General features: G+C 66.8%; 15 protein-coding genes. 12 read left to right on the forward strand and 3 right to left on the reverse strand.

The features are described from left to right. Together JSV65_11005 and JSV65_11010 are read left to right on the forward strand one after the other, a co-directional pair. Positions 1-236 (forward strand): hypothetical protein (locus JSV65_11005; protein UCH33116.1); only part of this gene is annotated, 236 nt, incomplete at its 5' end. Positions 237-294: 58 nt separating this feature from the next. Then, on the forward strand, positions 295-2,253 hold the full coding sequence (locus tag JSV65_11010; GenBank protein ID UCH33117.1) for a hypothetical protein: 1,959 nt from the start codon (positions 295-297) through the stop codon (positions 2,251-2,253). Positions 2,254-2,340: 87 nt separating this feature from the next. Here the strand turns inward: JSV65_11010 and JSV65_11015 are convergent, their stop codons facing one another. After that, complete coding sequence (locus JSV65_11015) at positions 2,341-3,537, reverse strand: hypothetical protein (GenBank protein ID UCH33118.1); 1,197 nt, start codon at positions 3,535-3,537, stop codon at positions 2,341-2,343. Positions 3,538-3,786: 249 nt separating this feature from the next. Here JSV65_11015 and JSV65_11020 point away from each other — a divergent pair, with 249 nt between their 5' ends. Beyond that, positions 3,787-5,103 (forward strand): Glu/Leu/Phe/Val dehydrogenase, encoded by a 1,317-nt coding sequence (locus JSV65_11020; protein UCH33119.1) that lies wholly within the window; start codon positions 3,787-3,789, stop codon positions 5,101-5,103. Positions 5,104-5,137: 34 nt separating this feature from the next. Continuing rightward, positions 5,138-5,770: a bifunctional 4-hydroxy-2-oxoglutarate aldolase/2-dehydro-3-deoxy-phosphogluconate aldolase gene (locus tag JSV65_11025; GenBank protein UCH33120.1), complete on the forward strand. Its 633-nt coding sequence runs from the start codon at positions 5,138-5,140 to the stop codon at positions 5,768-5,770. 53 nt (positions 5,771-5,823) lie between these two features. Here JSV65_11025 and JSV65_11030 read toward each other — a convergent pair whose 3' ends face one another. Both JSV65_11030 and JSV65_11035 read right to left on the reverse strand, forming a co-directional pair. Continuing rightward, a complete protein-coding gene (locus JSV65_11030; GenBank protein ID UCH33121.1) occupies positions 5,824-6,546 on the reverse strand; it encodes a M48 family metalloprotease in 723 nt (240 codons plus the stop codon). A 22-nt stretch (positions 6,547-6,568) separates the two neighbouring features. Beyond that, positions 6,569-7,507, reverse strand: a complete 939-nt coding sequence (locus tag JSV65_11035; GenBank protein ID UCH33122.1) for a sugar kinase — start codon at positions 7,505-7,507, stop codon at positions 6,569-6,571. Positions 7,508-7,634: 127 nt separating this feature from the next. On the opposite strand from JSV65_11035, the gene JSV65_11040 reads away from it, so the two are divergent. The 8 genes from JSV65_11040 to JSV65_11075 all read left to right on the forward strand — a co-directional run bounded on the left by JSV65_11040 (position 7,635) and on the right by JSV65_11075 (position 16,006). After that, positions 7,635-8,966, forward strand: a complete 1,332-nt coding sequence (locus tag JSV65_11040) for a neutral/alkaline non-lysosomal ceramidase N-terminal domain-containing protein (GenBank protein ID UCH33123.1) — start codon at positions 7,635-7,637, stop codon at positions 8,964-8,966. 224 nt (positions 8,967-9,190) lie between these two features. Continuing rightward, positions 9,191-10,510: a phenylacetate--CoA ligase gene (locus JSV65_11045; protein UCH33124.1), complete on the forward strand. Its 1,320-nt coding sequence runs from the start codon at positions 9,191-9,193 to the stop codon at positions 10,508-10,510. 64 nt (positions 10,511-10,574) lie between these two features. Next, on the forward strand, positions 10,575-11,003 hold the full coding sequence (locus JSV65_11050; protein UCH33125.1) for an ACT domain-containing protein: 429 nt from the start codon (positions 10,575-10,577) through the stop codon (positions 11,001-11,003). 130 nt (positions 11,004-11,133) lie between these two features. Continuing rightward, a complete protein-coding gene (locus JSV65_11055; protein UCH33126.1) occupies positions 11,134-12,351 on the forward strand; it encodes an ABC transporter substrate-binding protein in 1,218 nt (405 codons plus the stop codon). Between the two features lie 187 nt (positions 12,352-12,538). Continuing rightward, positions 12,539-13,420: a branched-chain amino acid ABC transporter permease gene (locus JSV65_11060; protein UCH33127.1), complete on the forward strand. Its 882-nt coding sequence runs from the start codon at positions 12,539-12,541 to the stop codon at positions 13,418-13,420. 69 nt (positions 13,421-13,489) lie between these two features. Then, positions 13,490-14,473 (forward strand): branched-chain amino acid ABC transporter permease, encoded by a 984-nt coding sequence (locus tag JSV65_11065; protein ID UCH33128.1) that lies wholly within the window; start codon positions 13,490-13,492, stop codon positions 14,471-14,473. Further along, positions 14,460-15,269 carry an ABC transporter ATP-binding protein gene (locus JSV65_11070; protein UCH36753.1) on the forward strand — a complete coding sequence of 270 codons (810 nt, stop codon included), beginning with the start codon at positions 14,460-14,462 and terminating at the stop codon, positions 15,267-15,269. Before JSV65_11065 ends, JSV65_11070 begins: the two co-directional genes overlap by 14 nt. Next, the gene (locus JSV65_11075; GenBank protein ID UCH33129.1) at positions 15,263-16,006 is read left to right on the forward strand and encodes an ABC transporter ATP-binding protein; all 744 of its coding nucleotides are present in this window, start codon (positions 15,263-15,265) and stop codon (positions 16,004-16,006) included. The genes JSV65_11070 and JSV65_11075 overlap by 7 nt, the downstream gene beginning before the upstream one ends. Position 16,007: the final 1 nt, after the last annotated feature.

Below are 16,007 nucleotides of genomic sequence, written 5' to 3' on the forward strand. Positions count from 1 at the left end.
ATATCTACCAGGTGGATACGGGGCCGATTCTGCTGCCTGATTTCGCCTCGCGCAAGCAGCGAATGGTGGAGCGATTCCAGCTCGCCTTTGTGGCGTACAACCGGGGGGATGAAGCGTATTTCGTGATCCAGGAGCCGATCGTGGCCGAGCCGGGTCAGCCGGAGGGCCTGCGGGTGATGCACTACTCGCGCATCGTTCGCATGGCGACGAAGAATTCGGTCATCGCGGCGGGGTGACTGGGGGCCACGCCTCCGCTACAGGTGCGCGTGCTTCGTGCGGCGAACTGGCGGGGACGTGGATTCACCTTCGACCCACACCAGGCCTCCCGGCGCCGGCGACACCGCGCGTGCATCCACCGGCATCTCCGCGCGTGCGGTGATACTCGGCATCCTCGCCGAGGCAGCCCTGTTCTACTGGGTCGCATCCAGCGAGATCAGCGGCAACGTTTACCTGATCTGCTATTCGCTGCTCATGCCGGCGGTCGCGCTGCTGACGGCGGTGGTGGCGGCGAACGCCGTGTTCGAGCGCTGGCTGCCGCGGCTTGCGTTTCGCCGCGGCGAAGTGCTCACCGTTTACGTCATGCTCATCTGCTCGCTGCCGGTCGCGGGCTTCGGCATGGTGCGGTTCCTCATTCCGAGTCTCGTCTTCCCGCAGCACATGGCGCAGGAGGAAGGCGGGCGCTGGCCGGGCATAGCGGAGCAGTTGCCGGCGTGGCTGGCGCCGCAAGCGCCCGCTGTCGCCACGTCGTTCTTCGAGGGACAGTCGTCGGTGCCGTGGGCGGCGTGGGCGGCGCCGATTGCGGCCTGGGGGGCGCTGTTCCTCGCGCTGATCGCGGCGCAGTTGGCCTTGACGGTGCTCGTGCGCAGGCAGTGGATTGAGGCGGAGCGGCTCACCTTCCCCATCGTCTATCTCCCGCTGCGGATGACTCAGGAGGGCAGCCGCTTCTTCGCGAACCGGCTGATGTGGCTCGGGTTCGCGGCGCCGTTCGTTTTGCAGAGCCTCTCCGCGATCAACTACTTGTACCCCGCCGTTCCGGCGTACCAGATGAAGGCGAGGTACATCCCGCTCTTCGCCAGCCGCCCATGGAGCGCGTTCGGCGGCCTGCCCATCGGCTACTATCCCATCGCGATCGGGCTCGCGTATTTCATACCGACCGACGTGAGCTTCAGCTGCTGGTTCTTCTACTTCCTGGTGCGGGTCGCGGCGATCGGATCGGCGGCGCTCGGCCTTGATACGACGCGCGCCATATCGGTGTCGAGCTTTCCCTACCGCGAGGAGCAAGCCTGCGGCGCGTGGATCGCGTTCGCGCTGGTGACGCTGTGGCTCGGTCGCAGGCATCTCGCTGCGGCGTTGCGCAACGCCTTCGGGCCGGCGCGCGAGCGTACAGACGACGCGATTATGTATCGCCGCGCGGCGATGGCACTGGCGATCGGCCTGGTTTTCATTTTCGTTTTCGGGACGCTCGCCGGGATACCGGCGTGGCTGTCGGTCGGCATATTCACGATCTACCTGCTCTACGTCATCACCGCCGCGCGCGTGCGCGCCGAAGTGGGGACGCAGTGGACCTTCGCGCCGCTGGTGTGGGGGCCGAACCAGGTGTTCCTCCTCGGCCTCGGGTCGGGCATGTACGGCGCGCGCACGATGACGACGCTCTCGGTGCTGGAGGGCATCACCGTTGACGTGCGCGGACAGCCGATGGCGAACCACATGGAGAGCCTGAAGATGGCGGAGGAGGTCGGCCTGAGCCGCCGCCATCTGGTCGCGGTGATAGTCATCGCGACGCTGACGGGGCTGCCGCTGGCGTTCTACACCTCGTTTCAGAACTGGTATCACACCGGCGCGCTGACGGCGAAAGCGAACTACTATCACATCTACAAGGTGCAGCTCAATTACCAGTACCTGTTCTCGAAGCTGGACTCGCCGACCAAGTTCAATCCGGCCGGGCTGGGGGCGGTGGGGTTCTCAGGGGTGTTTACCGTGGCCCTCGCGCTGATGCGCGCGCGGTTCGCGGGGTGGCCTTTCCACCCCTTGGGATATGTCCTGGCGAACACGCTGACGGTCAACGCATTCTGGCTGCCGATACTGATAGCAAACGTGGTGAAGGTAATCGTGCTGCGCTACGGCGGCGTGCGGCTGTACCGGCGGAGCATCGGTTTCTTTGTCGGGATCATCCTCGGCGACGTCCTCGCGGAGGCGGGGTGGAGCCTGGCCGGTTGGATCGGCGGGTTCCCGGTGTATCAGTTCCTGTCGTGATCTGCCGCACCGGGGCTGCAGCGCGCTAATCCCGTGGCCCGACGCAGCCCACATCCCTGGGCCGCATGCTTGCTGCGCCGAAGGCGGTCACTTTGACCAGCGGAATAGCCGCCCGTCGCCGGGTCGGAGTTGGACGGTGATCGTATCAGATCCCTGGGCGTAGCCGCGCCACGCGCGGCTCGCGCGGTCGTATTCCTGGACACCGCGCGCGCCGGCGGGAAGTTTGACGCGGGCGACCTGGGAGTCACTGTAGTTCCGGTTGACGACCATGAACGCGGTCGCCTCCGCGCCGACGCCGAAGACGCCCAGCACGAACTCGCCAGAGCCCACGATCTGCACCGGGCAGTCGGCCGGCATCGCCTCGCCGCCCAGGGGCAGCGGGTCGGTGTGGTAGGCGCCCATGGAGTCGAGCTTCATCAACTCCGGGCTGAAGGCGCGGATCTCACCGTTGAGTGCAGCGACGTCGAGGGCGAGCGGCATGCGCTTGCCGTCCTGGTACAGCCCGTTGTACGCCGCCGGCCCCCAGTAGGTGAAGTAGCTGATGCCGCGCCCGCCGTAGGCGAGGGTCGTGTAGATGAGAAAGCGCATTTCGTCGGCGGTGGGCAACCGCCAGGAATCGTGGATCGTGTCAGCCTGGATGATGTTGAGGAAGGGCACGCCCGCGTCGAGCGCGGCCTGGCGAATCATGCTGAGATTGAGGAAGTACTGCTCGCCGTCGCCGCTCTTGAAGAAGTGGTAGTGGTCGTAGCTGATCAGCCCGGGCTTGACGACCTCGACGTACTGGCGCAGGTGCTCGCGGTAAGCGGTCACCGTGTCGCCTTCCGTGCCAAGCTGCTGGTTGTTGGCGTAGGTCGGGAAGAGGTTGATGTAGGCTAGATGCGCGGGGTCGCGCTCGCGCAGGTACGCGACCAGGCGGCCGAGCGCGGGGAAGGCACCGGCGCTCGGCTCGTCAAGGATGTAATACGCCTCGAGCGCGGGGTGCTTCTTGACGCGCTTAATCAGGGCGTCGAGATCGGCCTTCTTTGCGGGGTCATCGAGGGTTGCCGGGTTGAGCAGCCCATTTTGTAGCATCGCGCGCAGGCCGTGCCGCGCGGCGACGTCCAAGCCATCCTCGGGCGTCCACGTCATGGTGTAGTTCTCCGCCGCGACAGCCGATAGGGCTTCGTCGGTGGCCGGGGGCGGACACCAGAAAGTGATCATGATGTGATCGAGTTTCCACGCGTTTTGGGCGTGAGCCGAAGCCATCAGGGAGATGAAGCACAGGAGAATCAGGGCACAGCGCATCTTCGGGCCTCCGTGGAGCTTGTGTTCTTCGGCGGACGTCGCACTCCTCAGCGGATTCCGTGGCCGCGAGTGCGGTTCCTGCCCCGAGGCCGGGACTGAATCGCGAGCGGTTGCGCACCGTGGTGGCCGGGGACGACGACTCCACCGAATCAGCAGTGCCCGAGGGCCAGAGGACGGCGGAGCGGCCAACAGGAACCCCAGCGCGTGCGGCAGAAGCATAGCGCCAGCAAGGCAGTCCGGAGACGACCTGTGAGTTCACAGCCGCCCGGCGTGAGCCTGACACCGCTGCAGGACATCATCCACAGCCGCGAGCCGCTGACGCGCAGCATCGCGCTCATGGAGCGCGCGTGCCGGACCCTCGAACTGCCGCCAGCGATCGTCGCGAACCTCATCACCCCGCAGGAGATTCGCGTGTTCCGCCTGCCCTGCAAGATACTGGGCAAGGTGGTCAACTCTTGGGGCGTGCTCGCCCTGCACAACAATGCGCGCGGGCCGTTCAAGGGCGGCATCCGCATCAGCGGCGATGTCGGCCTATGGGAGACCGTGGAACTGGCCCGCCTGATGACGCTCAAGACGGCCGTCACGGACACCGAGTTCGGCGGCGGCAAGACCGGCATCCGCGTCAACATGGAGCACATGTATCGCCTCTTCGGCCGGCGCGCGCCCGACCCGGAGTTCGAGAAGATCATCAGCCTCGAAATCGTCGAGTCCTACGCGCAGGCGATGCGTGACGTTTTCGCGTCCCACGCCTACGTACCCGCTCCCGATATGGGCACCGGGCCGGATGAGATGGCGTTCATCTTCAACGAAACGCTCGACCCGGCCTCGGTGACGGGCAAGCCCGAAGGCACCCACGGCTGGCTGCCCGGACGCAAGGAGGCGACGGGGTATGGCGTGGCGTACATCGCGCGGCGCGTGCTGCAGGAAATGCTCGGCGTGGATCCTGCCGGGGCGACGGCGGCGATCCAGGGCTTCGGCAATGTCGGGGGCCATACTGCGCGATACCTCGCGGAGGCAGGCGTCAAGGTGGTCGGAATCACCGACGCGCGCGGCGGGGTGTATGAGCCGGGCGGCCTCGACGTGGCGAGACTCCTGGAGCACGCGCGGGAGAACGGCACGGTGAGCGGCCTCGCGGGGACGCAGCCTTTGACCAACGAGCAGTTGTGGGGGCTGGAGGCGGATCTCCTCATCCCGGCCGCTATCGGCAACGCGATCACTGCCGAGAGCGCCGACGCCATCCGCGCGCGGGCCATCGTTGAGGGCGCCAACATGCCGACGACGGTGGAGGCGATGGACGTGCTGGGCGAGCGCGGCATTGCGGTGGTGCCGGATATCCTGGCAAATGCGGGCGGGGTCGTGGCCTCGATGGAGGAATACTCGCGTTCCCTGAGCGCGATGAAGGTGACGCGCGAGGAAGTGTTCGCGACGGTCGAGCAGAGCCTGGGCGCGGCGTTCGACGCGTGCCGGGAGCGCAGCCGGGAGACCGGCGCGGGCCTGACGGAAACTGCGGTTGCGATCGCGGTCGCGCGAGTGTACGGCGCGATGCAGCAGCGGCGCATGACGTGATACGGAGCGGCGCAGTCGCAAACGGAGGCGAGGATTGGCCGACCGACTGGCGTTTATCAGGCAGCATAAGCTCTTCGGGGTGATCCGCACGGACTCGATGGAGATGGCGCTGATGGCCGCGCGGGCGGCGCATCGCGGCGGCGTGCGGCTGATCGAGGTCACGTTCTCCGTGCCCGAGGCAGCTCAGGTCATATCGCTGTTGCGCGAGGAACTCAGCGACTCGCTCGTCGGCGCGGGCACCGTGCTCGAGGTCGAGCAGGCGCAGGCGGCGGCACGAGCGGGCGCGCAGTTCATCTTCGCTCCGGACACGAATCCCGAGGTCGTGCGCGCCGCGTGTGAGCACAACGTTCTCGCCTGCCCGGGCGCCGCGACGCCGACGGAGATAACCGGCGCCCTGCGCCTGGGCGCGGAGATGGTGAAGGTCTTCCCGGCGGGACTGCTCGGGGGACCGGCGTATCTCAAGGCGCTGCGCGACGTGCTGCCGCAAGCGCGGCTGGTGCCGACCGGGGGCGTGGACGCAGCGAACGCGGCGGAGTACCTGGCAGCCGGGGCGTTCGCGGTGGGCATGGGCGGGACGCTGTTCTCGCGCGAGGCCATGGCGGCCGGAGACATGGATGCGGTCGAGCGCGCCGCGCGGGAGTGCGTGGCCGGTACAGGCGGCGGATGAACTGCGAAGGGCGCGCGCCGTACGCCCGGCGGCTGTTCACACTCCGGGCGCGCCTACCCGCCCGTCAGCGTCGGGATGAATTCCTCCAGCCGCGCGATGCGCTTTGAAGTCGGCGGGTGGGTGCTGATCCACGTCTCCAACTGCGACGGATCGCGCCCCTCCAACTCCTTGATATCCCGAAGGAAGCCGAGCATGCCGTCGGCACTGTAGCCACTGGTGTGGGCCCACCTCGTGCCGACGCGGTCGGCGTCGTACTCCTCTTCTCGGTAGCCCCGCCTCACGATAAGCTCCAGCGCGATATCTGCCGCCTTTTGGATTTCCCCGCTGCTGTCGTGAGTGACAATCGCCACGAGCATCTCACCGGTCAGCGCCTTCTCCATAATCTTGACGGCGTGCCGCTGCGTCACGTGGGCGATCTCATGGCCGAGCACCCCGGCGAGCTTCTGATCGTCTATGCCCGACTCGATCAGCCCGCGCGTGGCGTAGACGTAGCCGCCGGGCAGCGCCATCGCATTGATCTGCTTATCGTCGAGGATCTTGAACGACCACGGCAGGTTCGGCCGCGGCGTATTGCGCGCGATGGCCGTGCCGATATTGCGGACGCGCGTGGTCTGCGCGGCGTTGCTCCACACGCCTTCCTGGGTCTCGAGTTTCTGCGCCGCGTCCCGGCCGATCTGGACCTCGTGCTCCTCGTCAATCTGCACGACCTCTTTGCAGCCCGTCACTTGCGCTGCGATTAGGACCGCCATTACCAACAACAGCCACCGACGTTTCATCTCATGCCTCCGGTCATGCCGACTAGACCTCGCCCAGCCACGGCACGTGTTTGCGCAGCTCGGCACGCCGCGGCAGCGACGCGACGGCCCCGCGGCCGCGCACCTTGAGCCCCGCCATCGCCGCGCCCACGCCTGCCCCGCTCATGGCATCGTGTCCCATGCACAGGCCGGCGAGAAAGCCACCGTTGAACGCGTCGCCCGCCCCGGTGGTGTCCACCACGAGCGGCGACCGATGCGCGGGTATGCGACGCATGGTGTCGCCATCGCTTACGAGACATCCCCTGCGTCCCATCTTGATGACGACCGTCGCCACGCCGTTGTCGTGGAAGTGCTTGGCGGCCTGCTCGGGGTCTTCGATGCCGATGAGTTCCCCCGTCTCCTGCGGCGCGGCGGGCAGGATGACATCAACCAAGGGAAGCACTTCGGCGAGCGCCTCGCGCGCCTGCTCCAGGGTCCACAGCTTGAGGCGAAGGTTGGGGTCGAAGGACGTCATGATGCCGGCCTGCTTGGCGACCTCAAACGCGCGCTTGACCGCCGCGCGACACGAAGGAGAGAGCGCCTGGGTGATGCCCGAGGCATGGACGATCTTCGCCGTGGCGATGTAGTCCGGGTCAACGTCATCGGGCCCGAGGTGGCTTGCGGCGCTGCCGGCGCGGTAGTACGTGAACTCGCGCTCGCCCCCCTCGAGCACCGATATGAAGTAGATGCCGTTGAACCCGGGGGCGAGCGGGGCGTGGGCCAGGTCGAGTTTCTCCGCCCGCCACCCCTCAAGCAGGCCCGGGCCGAACGGGTCATCGCCGACGCGGGTGATGTAGCCACACCGGCAACCGAGTCGAGCGGCCGCAACGAGCAGGTTCAACGTGTCGCCCCCGAAGGCGCGCTGAAAGGAACGCGCCCGCCCCATGGGCCCGTCGCAGAAGAACTCGACCATGCACTCGCCGATGGAGATGATGTCGAGCATGCCCTGAGGTTCCCCACGGCGGGGGGACACTCCTGTCACATCGGCAGGAGTCCGTCGCGCGCGGGCGAAGTGGAGGGACAATGATTCGGCGTGCGAGAATGCTCGCTCGTCGCAAGGAGAACCTGAGATGCCTAGACTGATCGCGACTTTCGTGCTGGTGCTGTGCGTGCTCACTGCGGCGGCTGTTGCGCTGCCGGCGCAGGCCGCGCTGACGGCGGGCGCGGCGCGGGCGGACATCACGCCCGACGTGCAGGCCATGGCTCCGGTCGTGCAGGGCGGGTACGGCGCCCGCATGGGGAAGCCGGCCGAAGGTGTGCACGACCCCGTGTATGCGCGAGCGCTGGCGATCTCCGACGGGGAGCGGCGCGTGTGCATCGTCGGCATGGACCTGACCGGCGTCCCGGATAAGCTGCACAGCGATCTCGTCGAGCGGCTCGGTGACGAGCTGGGCCTGGACTACGGCTCGCTGCTCGTGTGCGCCACGCACACGCATTCGTCGCAGGGGAACATGAGCCCGGTACCGCCCTTCATCGCGGCCATTTTCGGCCCGTATAACGAGAAGCTCTATGACTTCGTCCGTGACCGCACAGAGCAGGCCATTCGCGAGGCGATATCCGGCATGCAGCCTGCGGAGATTGGCTGCGCAACACGCCAACTGCCGGAGTTCAATCACAACCGCCGCGACGACCAGGGCAATACGATGACCGATGACCAGATGACCGTGCTGTACGCGAAGACGCCCGACGGCGGACCCATCGGAATGGCCGTGTTCTACACCGCGCACGCGACGATTCTGGACGACGACAACATGCTCATCTCCGGCGACTGGCCGGGGGCGATGGAGCGCGCCATCGAGTTTGCCGTGCCGGGCGTGGTGGCACTGCATATCAACGGCGCGGAGGGCGACCAGTCGCCGTCCGCCAAGTACGGCGGCACCTATGCCTCCGTGCAGTTCTATGGCGCGGATCTCGCGCGACATGCGGTGGAGCTGGCGCAGTCGGCCGAGGCCAAGTCGGACTGCGCGGTCGCTTCGGCGTGGGTGGATTTCGAGTTGCCGCAGCCGGAGGTTTCGCCCGCGTTCATGGAGATAACCGGCAAGGAGTACAACATCAGCAAGGAGATGGCGGAGTCGCTCATGAGCCAGGTGACCCTGAGCAGCATTCCCATTTCGGCGATCCGCGTCGGCGACTTCGTCGTGGCGGCGATGCCCGGGGAGGCGATCTGCGAACTGGGCCTGGAGTTGAAGCGCCGCGCCAGGGATGCGGGCGCGGCATACGCTGCGATCGGCGGCCTCGCCGGCAGAGACGTGAGCTACATTCTCAACGAGGAGCAGTACAACCGCGGCGGGTACGAGGCGAGCATGTCATTCTATGGCCCCCGCCTTGGCGAGCTGCTGGTTGACGGCCTGACCGAGCTGATAAATGAGGCTTGTGCGGGCATACAGAGCACGCGGCAATAGCTCCGCTCGCCCGTGCGAGACCATAAGGTTCGGCGGCCGGCGCGCGGTCAGCATGCGTGCGCCGGCCGCTTTCGCGCGTCACCGCATGCGGCGGGGCGAGGGCAGTCCGCCGCCTGCATCATTCCCCGATGCCCGGCAGGAGTTTGTGCGCGGAAGGACGAAGTAGCCGGGCGAACCGGTGGACGGCGCTCATCACCGGCATCTCGGTCAGACGGTCGGCAATCATGGCTCAGGCTTTCTTCTGGAATCGCGAGGTGGAGTGTCTGCCGCGCCCGGAGCTGGAGAAGCTCCAGGTCGAGCGCTTGCGCAAGGTCGTTACCGCAGCGTCGGAGCGCGTGCCCCTGTACCGTGAACGGCTGGCGCAGGCGGGCGTCACGGCAGATGACATCTCCTCGCTCGACGACCTCCGGGGCTTGCCGTTTACGACCAAGGACGACCTACGCGACAGCTTCCCGTACGGGATGTTCGCCGTGCCCATGGATCAGATCGTGCGCATCCATGCCTCGTCGGGCACGACGGGCAAGCAGACCGTAGTCGGCTACACTCGCGGCGACATCGGCGTGTGGTCGGAGGTGATGGCGCGCACCCTCGGGGCGGGCGGCACGACCGCCGGGGATGTCTGCCACAACGCGTACGGTTACGGCCTGTTCACCGGCGGCCTGGGGCTGCATTACGGAGGCGAGACCATCGGCGCCTCGGTCATTCCCGTCTCGGGCGGCCAGACCAAGCGCCAGGTGCAGATCATGCAGGACTTCGGCAGCACGGTGCTGTGCTGCACGCCCTCCTACGCGCTGGTGATTGCCGAAGCCGCCGCGGAACTTGGGGTGGATGTCGTCAAGCTGCCGCTGCGCGTCGGCTTCTTCGGAGCCGAGCCGTGGACCGACGGCATGCGGGTCGAGATCGAGGACAAGCTGGCGATAGACGCGCTGGACATCTACGGCCTGAGCGAGATTATCGGGCCTGGTGTCGCGTATGAGTGCCTCGAGAAGAAGGGGCTGCATATCGCCGAGGACCACTTCCTGCCGGAGGTGATTGACCCGGCTACGGGCGAGCCGCTGCCGCCGGGGGAGCGCGGCGAGCTGGTGTTTACGACGCTGACGAAGGAAGCGCTGCCGCTCATCCGGTATCGCACGCGGGACCTGACCGTGCTCGACGACAGCCCGTGCGCGTGCGGGCGCACGTGCCGGCGGATGCAGCGGGTGACGGGGCGCAGCGACGACATGCTCATCATCCGCGGCGTCAACGTGTTCCCGTCGCAGATCGAGAGCGTGATCGTCGGCATCGAGGGGGTGTCGCCTCACTACCTGCTCGTCGTTGACCGCAAGCCGGGCAAGATGGACGAGCTGGAGGTGTGGATCGAGATCTCCGAGGAGACCTTCTCGGACGAGATGAAGGAGTTGGAGCGCCTGGAGCAGCGGGTGCTGAGAGAGATCGAGAGCATCCTCGGCCTCTCGGTGCGGGTGAAGTTGGTGGAGCCGAAGAGCATTGCGCGCAGCGAAGGCAAAGCGAAGCGCGTGGTGGACCGGAGGGAGCTGTTCAAGTGACGGCGCGGCGCGCGGTGCGGTGCCGCCCGCAGGTCGAAGGCTTGGTCGGGAGGGACGCATCCAGATGAACGTAAGCCAGCTCTCGGTGTTCCTGGAGAATAAGTCGGGGCGCCTGGCCGAAGTGACGCAGGTGCTGGCCGCGAACGACGTCAACATCCGCGCACTGTGCATCGCGGAGACGATTGACTACGGCGTACTGCGATTGATCGTCAACGACCCCGGGCGGGCGAAGAGCGTCCTCGCGGAGCACGGGTTCACGGTGACCGAGACCGCCGTGTTGGTGGTGGAATTGGAGGATCGGCCGGGGGGGCTGGCGCAGGTAATCAAGCTGTTGGCCGACCAGGGCATCAACATCGAATACCTCTATGCGTTCCTGACGCGTTCCGAGAAAGCCTTCGTCGTCTTCCGGCTGGAGAACATCGAGGAAGCGGCGGCGGCGCTGTCCGCCGCCGGCGTGCGCATCCTGACCGGGGCCGAGATCTACGGTCTGTGAACGAGCACGGCGCCGCGGGCGCGCGGCGCGACGTACGGTTCGCCCTGATTATTCGCGGTACAGGCGGTTGCGCCGGGCCCGCGAATGACGGACGCGCGCGACATGAGCGCGCGCTAGGAGGGAGGGAAGGATGAAGACGAGACTGTTGTGGACGTTGACGGTGATCGTGCTGTGCGCGGTCGTCGTGGCAGCGTTAGCCACGGGCTGCGCGCGGAAACCGCCTGCGACGCAGGCGGAGAAGGAGCCGTATCGGATCGGCGCCATGTTCGCGGTGACCGGCCCGGCGTCGCCGCTCGGCGAGCCGGAGCGCAACACGGCGCAGTTGCTGGAGCGGCAGATCAACGCCGCAGGTGGGATTGACGGCCACCCGCTCGAGATCCTGATCGAGGATACGGCCGGCGAGGACACGCGCGCGGTGATGGCGGCGAACAAGTTCATTGATCAGAACGTGCTCGCCGTAGTGGGGCCGAGCCGCAGCAGCACGACGCTGGCCATCCTCGAGACCCTGCAGAAGGCCGAGGTGCCGCTGATCTCGTGCGCGGCCAGCGTCAAGATCACGCAGCCCGCCGCGGATCGCAAGTGGGTATTCAAGACGCCCCAGAGCGACGCGCACGCGATTGACAAACTGATTGAGTACATGCAGGCCAATGACATGAAGCGCGTGGGGTTCATCTTCGTCGCCAACGCGTTCGGCGAGAGCGGCCGCGAACAGGCGGAGGCGTTGTTGCCCGAGGCCGACATCGAGATCGTGGCCAAGGAGACGTTCGGCCAAGAGGACACGGTGATGACGACCCAGGTGACGAACCTGGCGAAGGCCAAGCCGGACGCGATCATCTGCTGGGGTACGAACCCCGGGCCCGCGCGCATCGCCGCAGCCATGTATGACATGAAGGTCGATATCCCGCTGCTCCAGAGCCATGGCGTTGCCAACCGAAGCTTCATCGAGCTTGCGGGGGCCGGCGGTGATGGGGTCGTGCTGCCAGCCGGGCGCCTGATCGTTGCGGAGCAGATTCCCGACGCCGACCCGCAGAAGCAGACGCTCCTGGAGTACGCCAAGGCGTACGAAGACGAGTTCGGCAAGCCTGCGGACACCTTCGGCGGGCATGCGTGGGACGCCATCCAGTTGGTTGTAAAGGCGCTGCGCGAAGGAAGCCCAGGTGCAGCTGGCTCCGCCGGATCTGACGTCGAGGCACTGCGGGCGCAGATTCGCGACAGCATCGAGCAGACGACCGGGTTCGTCGGCATCGGCGGCGTGTTCGACTTCTCGCCGCAGGACCACAACGGCCTGACCAGGGATGCGTTCGTCATGGTGCGCATCGAAGACGGCGAGTGGACGCTGATACAGTAGCCGCCGCCGCGAACGATATGCGCCGGGGGCCGCACGGCCCCCGGCGCGCCGTCTCAGTCGGCGCTCAAGCCGAGCTGTGAGCGTGTCGTCTCAGGCCGGCGAGCCTCGGGGGTTCTGTGCCAGACGCTCAAGCCTGGAGTGTCTGGTTTCATATTGCTGCGCTTTGAGCGCCTGGTGGCATTGAGCGTTGAGCATCTGGTCTCAAATCCTGCAATACACCTTCTCCGGGCTGACCCTTGGCAGCATCTACGCCATCATCGCCCTCGGGTTCACCATCATCTACAACGCGACCGAGATCATCAACTTCGCCCAAGGTGAATTCGTCATGCTCGGCGCGATGATCATGGTGTCCCTGCACGTCGTATTCGGGCTTCCGGTGTGGCTCGCATTTCCGCTAAGCGTCGGGGCAGTGACGGTCGTCGGTTGTCTGCTGGAGCGTCTGGCGCTACGGTCGCTCCGCGGCAGCTCCATTCTGACCATGATAATCGTGACCATCGGGGCCTCGATCTTCCTGCGCGGGGTCGCGATGACTATCTGGGGGCGCAACGCCGTGCTGATGCCGCCGATCAGCTCGCGCGACGCCTTCTTCGTCGGACAGGCGTCGATCATGCCCCAGAGCCTATGGGTGCTGTGCGTCACCGTGTTCTTGGTTGTCGGCCTGGCGGTCTTCTACTCGCGGACCCTGGTCGGCAAGGCGATGCGTGCCGTGGCGATCAACCGCTACGGCGCGCAGCTCGTCGGCATCAGTCCGTCGCGCATGGTGTTCTGGTCGTTCGCGTTGAGCGCCGGCCTCGGCGCCACCGCCGGCATCCTCATCGCTCCCATTACGATGGCGGTGTACAACATGGGCACGATGCTCGGGCTCAAGGGCTTCGCCGCAGCCATCTTCGGCGGCTTGGGCAGCAGCGGCGGCGCCATCCTGGCGGGAGTCATCCTGGGGCTGCTGGAATCCTTCGCCGGCGGCTTCATATCCTCCGGCTACAAGGACGCGGTCGCGTTTCTCATTCTGCTCGGCGTACTCTTGCTGAAGCCGACCGGCATGCTCGGAGGAAAGGTGGACGCGAAGTGATCACGGCTGCGACGGCTCGGTGCGCGGCGAGCGCCGCCGGCCCCGGCCGGAGGGCGAGCTGGCGCTGACATGGCCCGACGACCGAGAACCTGGACGGTGCTGGGCGTGTTCGGGGCGGTGCTGCTGGTGGCGCCGCTGATCGTCCGCCAGCCCTATCACCAGAACGTGATAGTCTTCATCGGCATCAGCGCTCTCGCCGCTGCCGGCCTCAACCTGCTGATGGGGTACGCCGGGCAAGTCTCGCTCGGGCACGCCGCGTTCTGCGGCATGGGCGGCTACGCTACCGCAGTGCTGACCGTCAACCACCAGGTCAACCCATGGCTGGCGATGGCCATTGGCGTGGCGGTGACGTGCGCGCTCGCGTGGATCATCGGCACGCCGACGTTGCGCCTCCACGGGCACTACCTGGCGATCGCCACTCTCGGCTTCGGCGTGATCGTCCACATCATCTTCGTCGAGTGGCGCGCGCTCACCGGGGGCGTGTCGGGCATCCCGGGCGTGCCGGATCTTCAGCTTGCCGGCATCGCCTTGGACAGCCACATGCGTTTCTACTACTTCGTGTGGGGCTGCGTGTTTCTGGTTCTGATCGCGTTCGCCAATCTCCAGCATTCGCGGCCCGGCCGCGCACTGCGCGCCATCCGCAGCAGCGAGCTGGCGGCGGAAACCGCCGGCATCAACACCGCTCGGTACAAGCTTGCGGTGTTCGTTCTCAGCGCGGGGCTGGCGGCGCTCGCGGGGAGCATGTGGGTGCACTACATCAACTTCGCCAACCCCGACCGCTTTGGTTTCCTCTACTCGATCGAGCTTCTGGTCATGGCCGTGCTCGGCGGCTTGGGCAATATCTGGGGGCCGATCGTGGGCGCGGGGGTGATTACCATCCTGAGCCAGGTGCTGCGGCCGCTGGGCGAACTCGACGTGGCCGCGTTTGGCCTGGTGACGATGTTGGTGCTCATCTTCCTGCCGCAGGGGATAACGACGGGGCTGGGCACACTCGTGCAACGGCTGCGCGCTCCGCGGCGCGTCGGAGCAGGGGATGGCGATGGGGGACCGTGACCTCGCGAGAGAGGGTAGTGGCGGGGAAGCGATCCTCGAGGCGCGTGCCCTGACCAGACGCTTCGGCGGCCTGGTGGCGGTCGCGGAAGTGGATCTCACCGTCTCCCGCGGTGAAGTCGCCGCGATCATCGGCCCCAACGGCGCGGGCAAGACGACGATCTTCAACATGCTGTCGGGGGTGCTGCGGCCGACATCGGGGACGATCCATTTTCGGGGGCGGCGGATTGACGGCGTGTCCCCGCACACCATCGCCGCGCTGGGGCTTGCGCGCACCTTCCAGAACGTGCACCTATTCGAGCAGATGTCGGTGCTCGACAACGTGATGGTCGGGCGGCACGCGCGTACGCGCAGCGGGTTCCTCGACGCGGCCTTGGCTCTGCCGCGCGCCAAGCGAGAGGAGCGCGAGGGCCGCGAGATGTGCATGGAGGTGCTCGAGTTCGTCGGCCTCGCGGACCGCGCGAACGACGATGCCACGAGCCTGCCGTTCGGGCAGCAGCGGCTGGCGGAGATCGCGCGCGCCGTCGTCGCCGAGCCGCAACTCGTGCTGCTGGACGAACCCGCCGCCGGCCTCAACACGCGCGAGCGCGCCGAGCTGGCGGAGGTAATCACCGCGCTGCCGCAGCGGGGGATCACGCCGCTGCTGGTGGATCACGACATGGACCTGGTGATGGACATCTCGCACCAGGTCTCGGTGCTCAACCGCGGCGAGAAGATCGCGGAGGGTGCGCCGCGACACGTGCAATCGGATCCCGCGGTGATCGAGGCCTACCTGGGGGAGGAACTAGACGCATGCTGAGGGTGACCAGCGCCGTCACCTACTACGACCGGGTGCGCGCGCTCAAAGGGGTATCGCTGCACGTCGGGCACGGCGAAGTCGTGGCTATGATTGGGGCCAATGGCGCGGGCAAGAGCACCGTGCTGCGCACCATTACCGGCGCCACTCCAGCCGCGAGCGGCACCGTCGTCTTCGAGGATCGCGACATCACGCGGGCGACGCCGGAGCACATCGTGGCACTCGGCGTCAGCCATGTGCCCGAAGGCCGCCAATTGCTCTACCCGATGTCGGTCGCCGATCACCTGCAGCTTGGCGCATACCGCTGGCCGCGTCGAGACAAGCGCGAGGCGATGGGCGGCCTGCTCGAACGCATCTACGAACTGTTCCCGGTTCTCCGCGAGCGTCATGCCCAGGCCGCGGGGACGCTCAGCGGCGGCGAGCAGCAGATGCTGACCATCGCGCGCGCGCTGATGGCGCGGCCCAAACTGATCTTGTTCGACGAGCCGTCGGTGGGCCTGGCGCCGATGGTGGCGCGCGAGATCTTCACCACCATCAGCCGCCTGCGCGAACAGCGCATAACCGTGCTCCTCGTCGAACAGAACGCCCGCGCGGCGCTCGACATCTGCGACCGCGGGTACGTGCTCGAGACCGGACGCGTCGTGCTCGAAGGCACCGCGCAGGAGCTCAAGGAGGACCGCGAAGTGCAGCGCGCGTATCTGGGAAGAGGATATCGCCGCGTGGAGGAAAACCGAACATAGG

Source organism: Armatimonadota bacterium, from assembly GCA_020354555.1.
In the GTDB taxonomy this organism is placed as follows: domain Bacteria; phylum Armatimonadota; class Hebobacteria.

Bases quoted from the DNA above. Each gene is read 5' to 3' on its own strand.
- JSV65_11035 (UCH33122.1), bottom strand. From the start codon at position 7,507: ATGCTCGACATCATCTCCATCGGCGAGTGCATGGTCGAGTTCTTCTGC.
- JSV65_11055 (UCH33126.1), top strand. From the start codon at position 11,134: ATGAAGACGAGACTGTTGTGGACGTTGACGGTGATCGTGCTGTGCGCG.
- JSV65_11045 (UCH33124.1), top strand. From the start codon at position 9,191: ATGGCTCAGGCTTTCTTCTGGAATCGCGAGGTGGAGTGTCTGCCGCGC.
- JSV65_11040 (UCH33123.1), top strand. From the start codon at position 7,635: ATGCCTAGACTGATCGCGACTTTCGTGCTGGTGCTGTGCGTGCTCACT.
- JSV65_11015 (UCH33118.1), bottom strand. From the start codon at position 3,537: ATGCGCTGTGCCCTGATTCTCCTGTGCTTCATCTCCCTGATGGCTTCG.
- JSV65_11050 (UCH33125.1), top strand. From the start codon at position 10,575: ATGAACGTAAGCCAGCTCTCGGTGTTCCTGGAGAATAAGTCGGGGCGC.
- JSV65_11070 (UCH36753.1), top strand. From the start codon at position 14,460: ATGGGGGACCGTGACCTCGCGAGAGAGGGTAGTGGCGGGGAAGCGATC.
- JSV65_11075 (UCH33129.1), top strand. From the start codon at position 15,263: ATGCTGAGGGTGACCAGCGCCGTCACCTACTACGACCGGGTGCGCGCG.
- JSV65_11065 (UCH33128.1), top strand. From the start codon at position 13,490: ATGGCCCGACGACCGAGAACCTGGACGGTGCTGGGCGTGTTCGGGGCG.
- JSV65_11030 (UCH33121.1), bottom strand. From the start codon at position 6,546: ATGAAACGTCGGTGGCTGTTGTTGGTAATGGCGGTCCTAATCGCAGCG.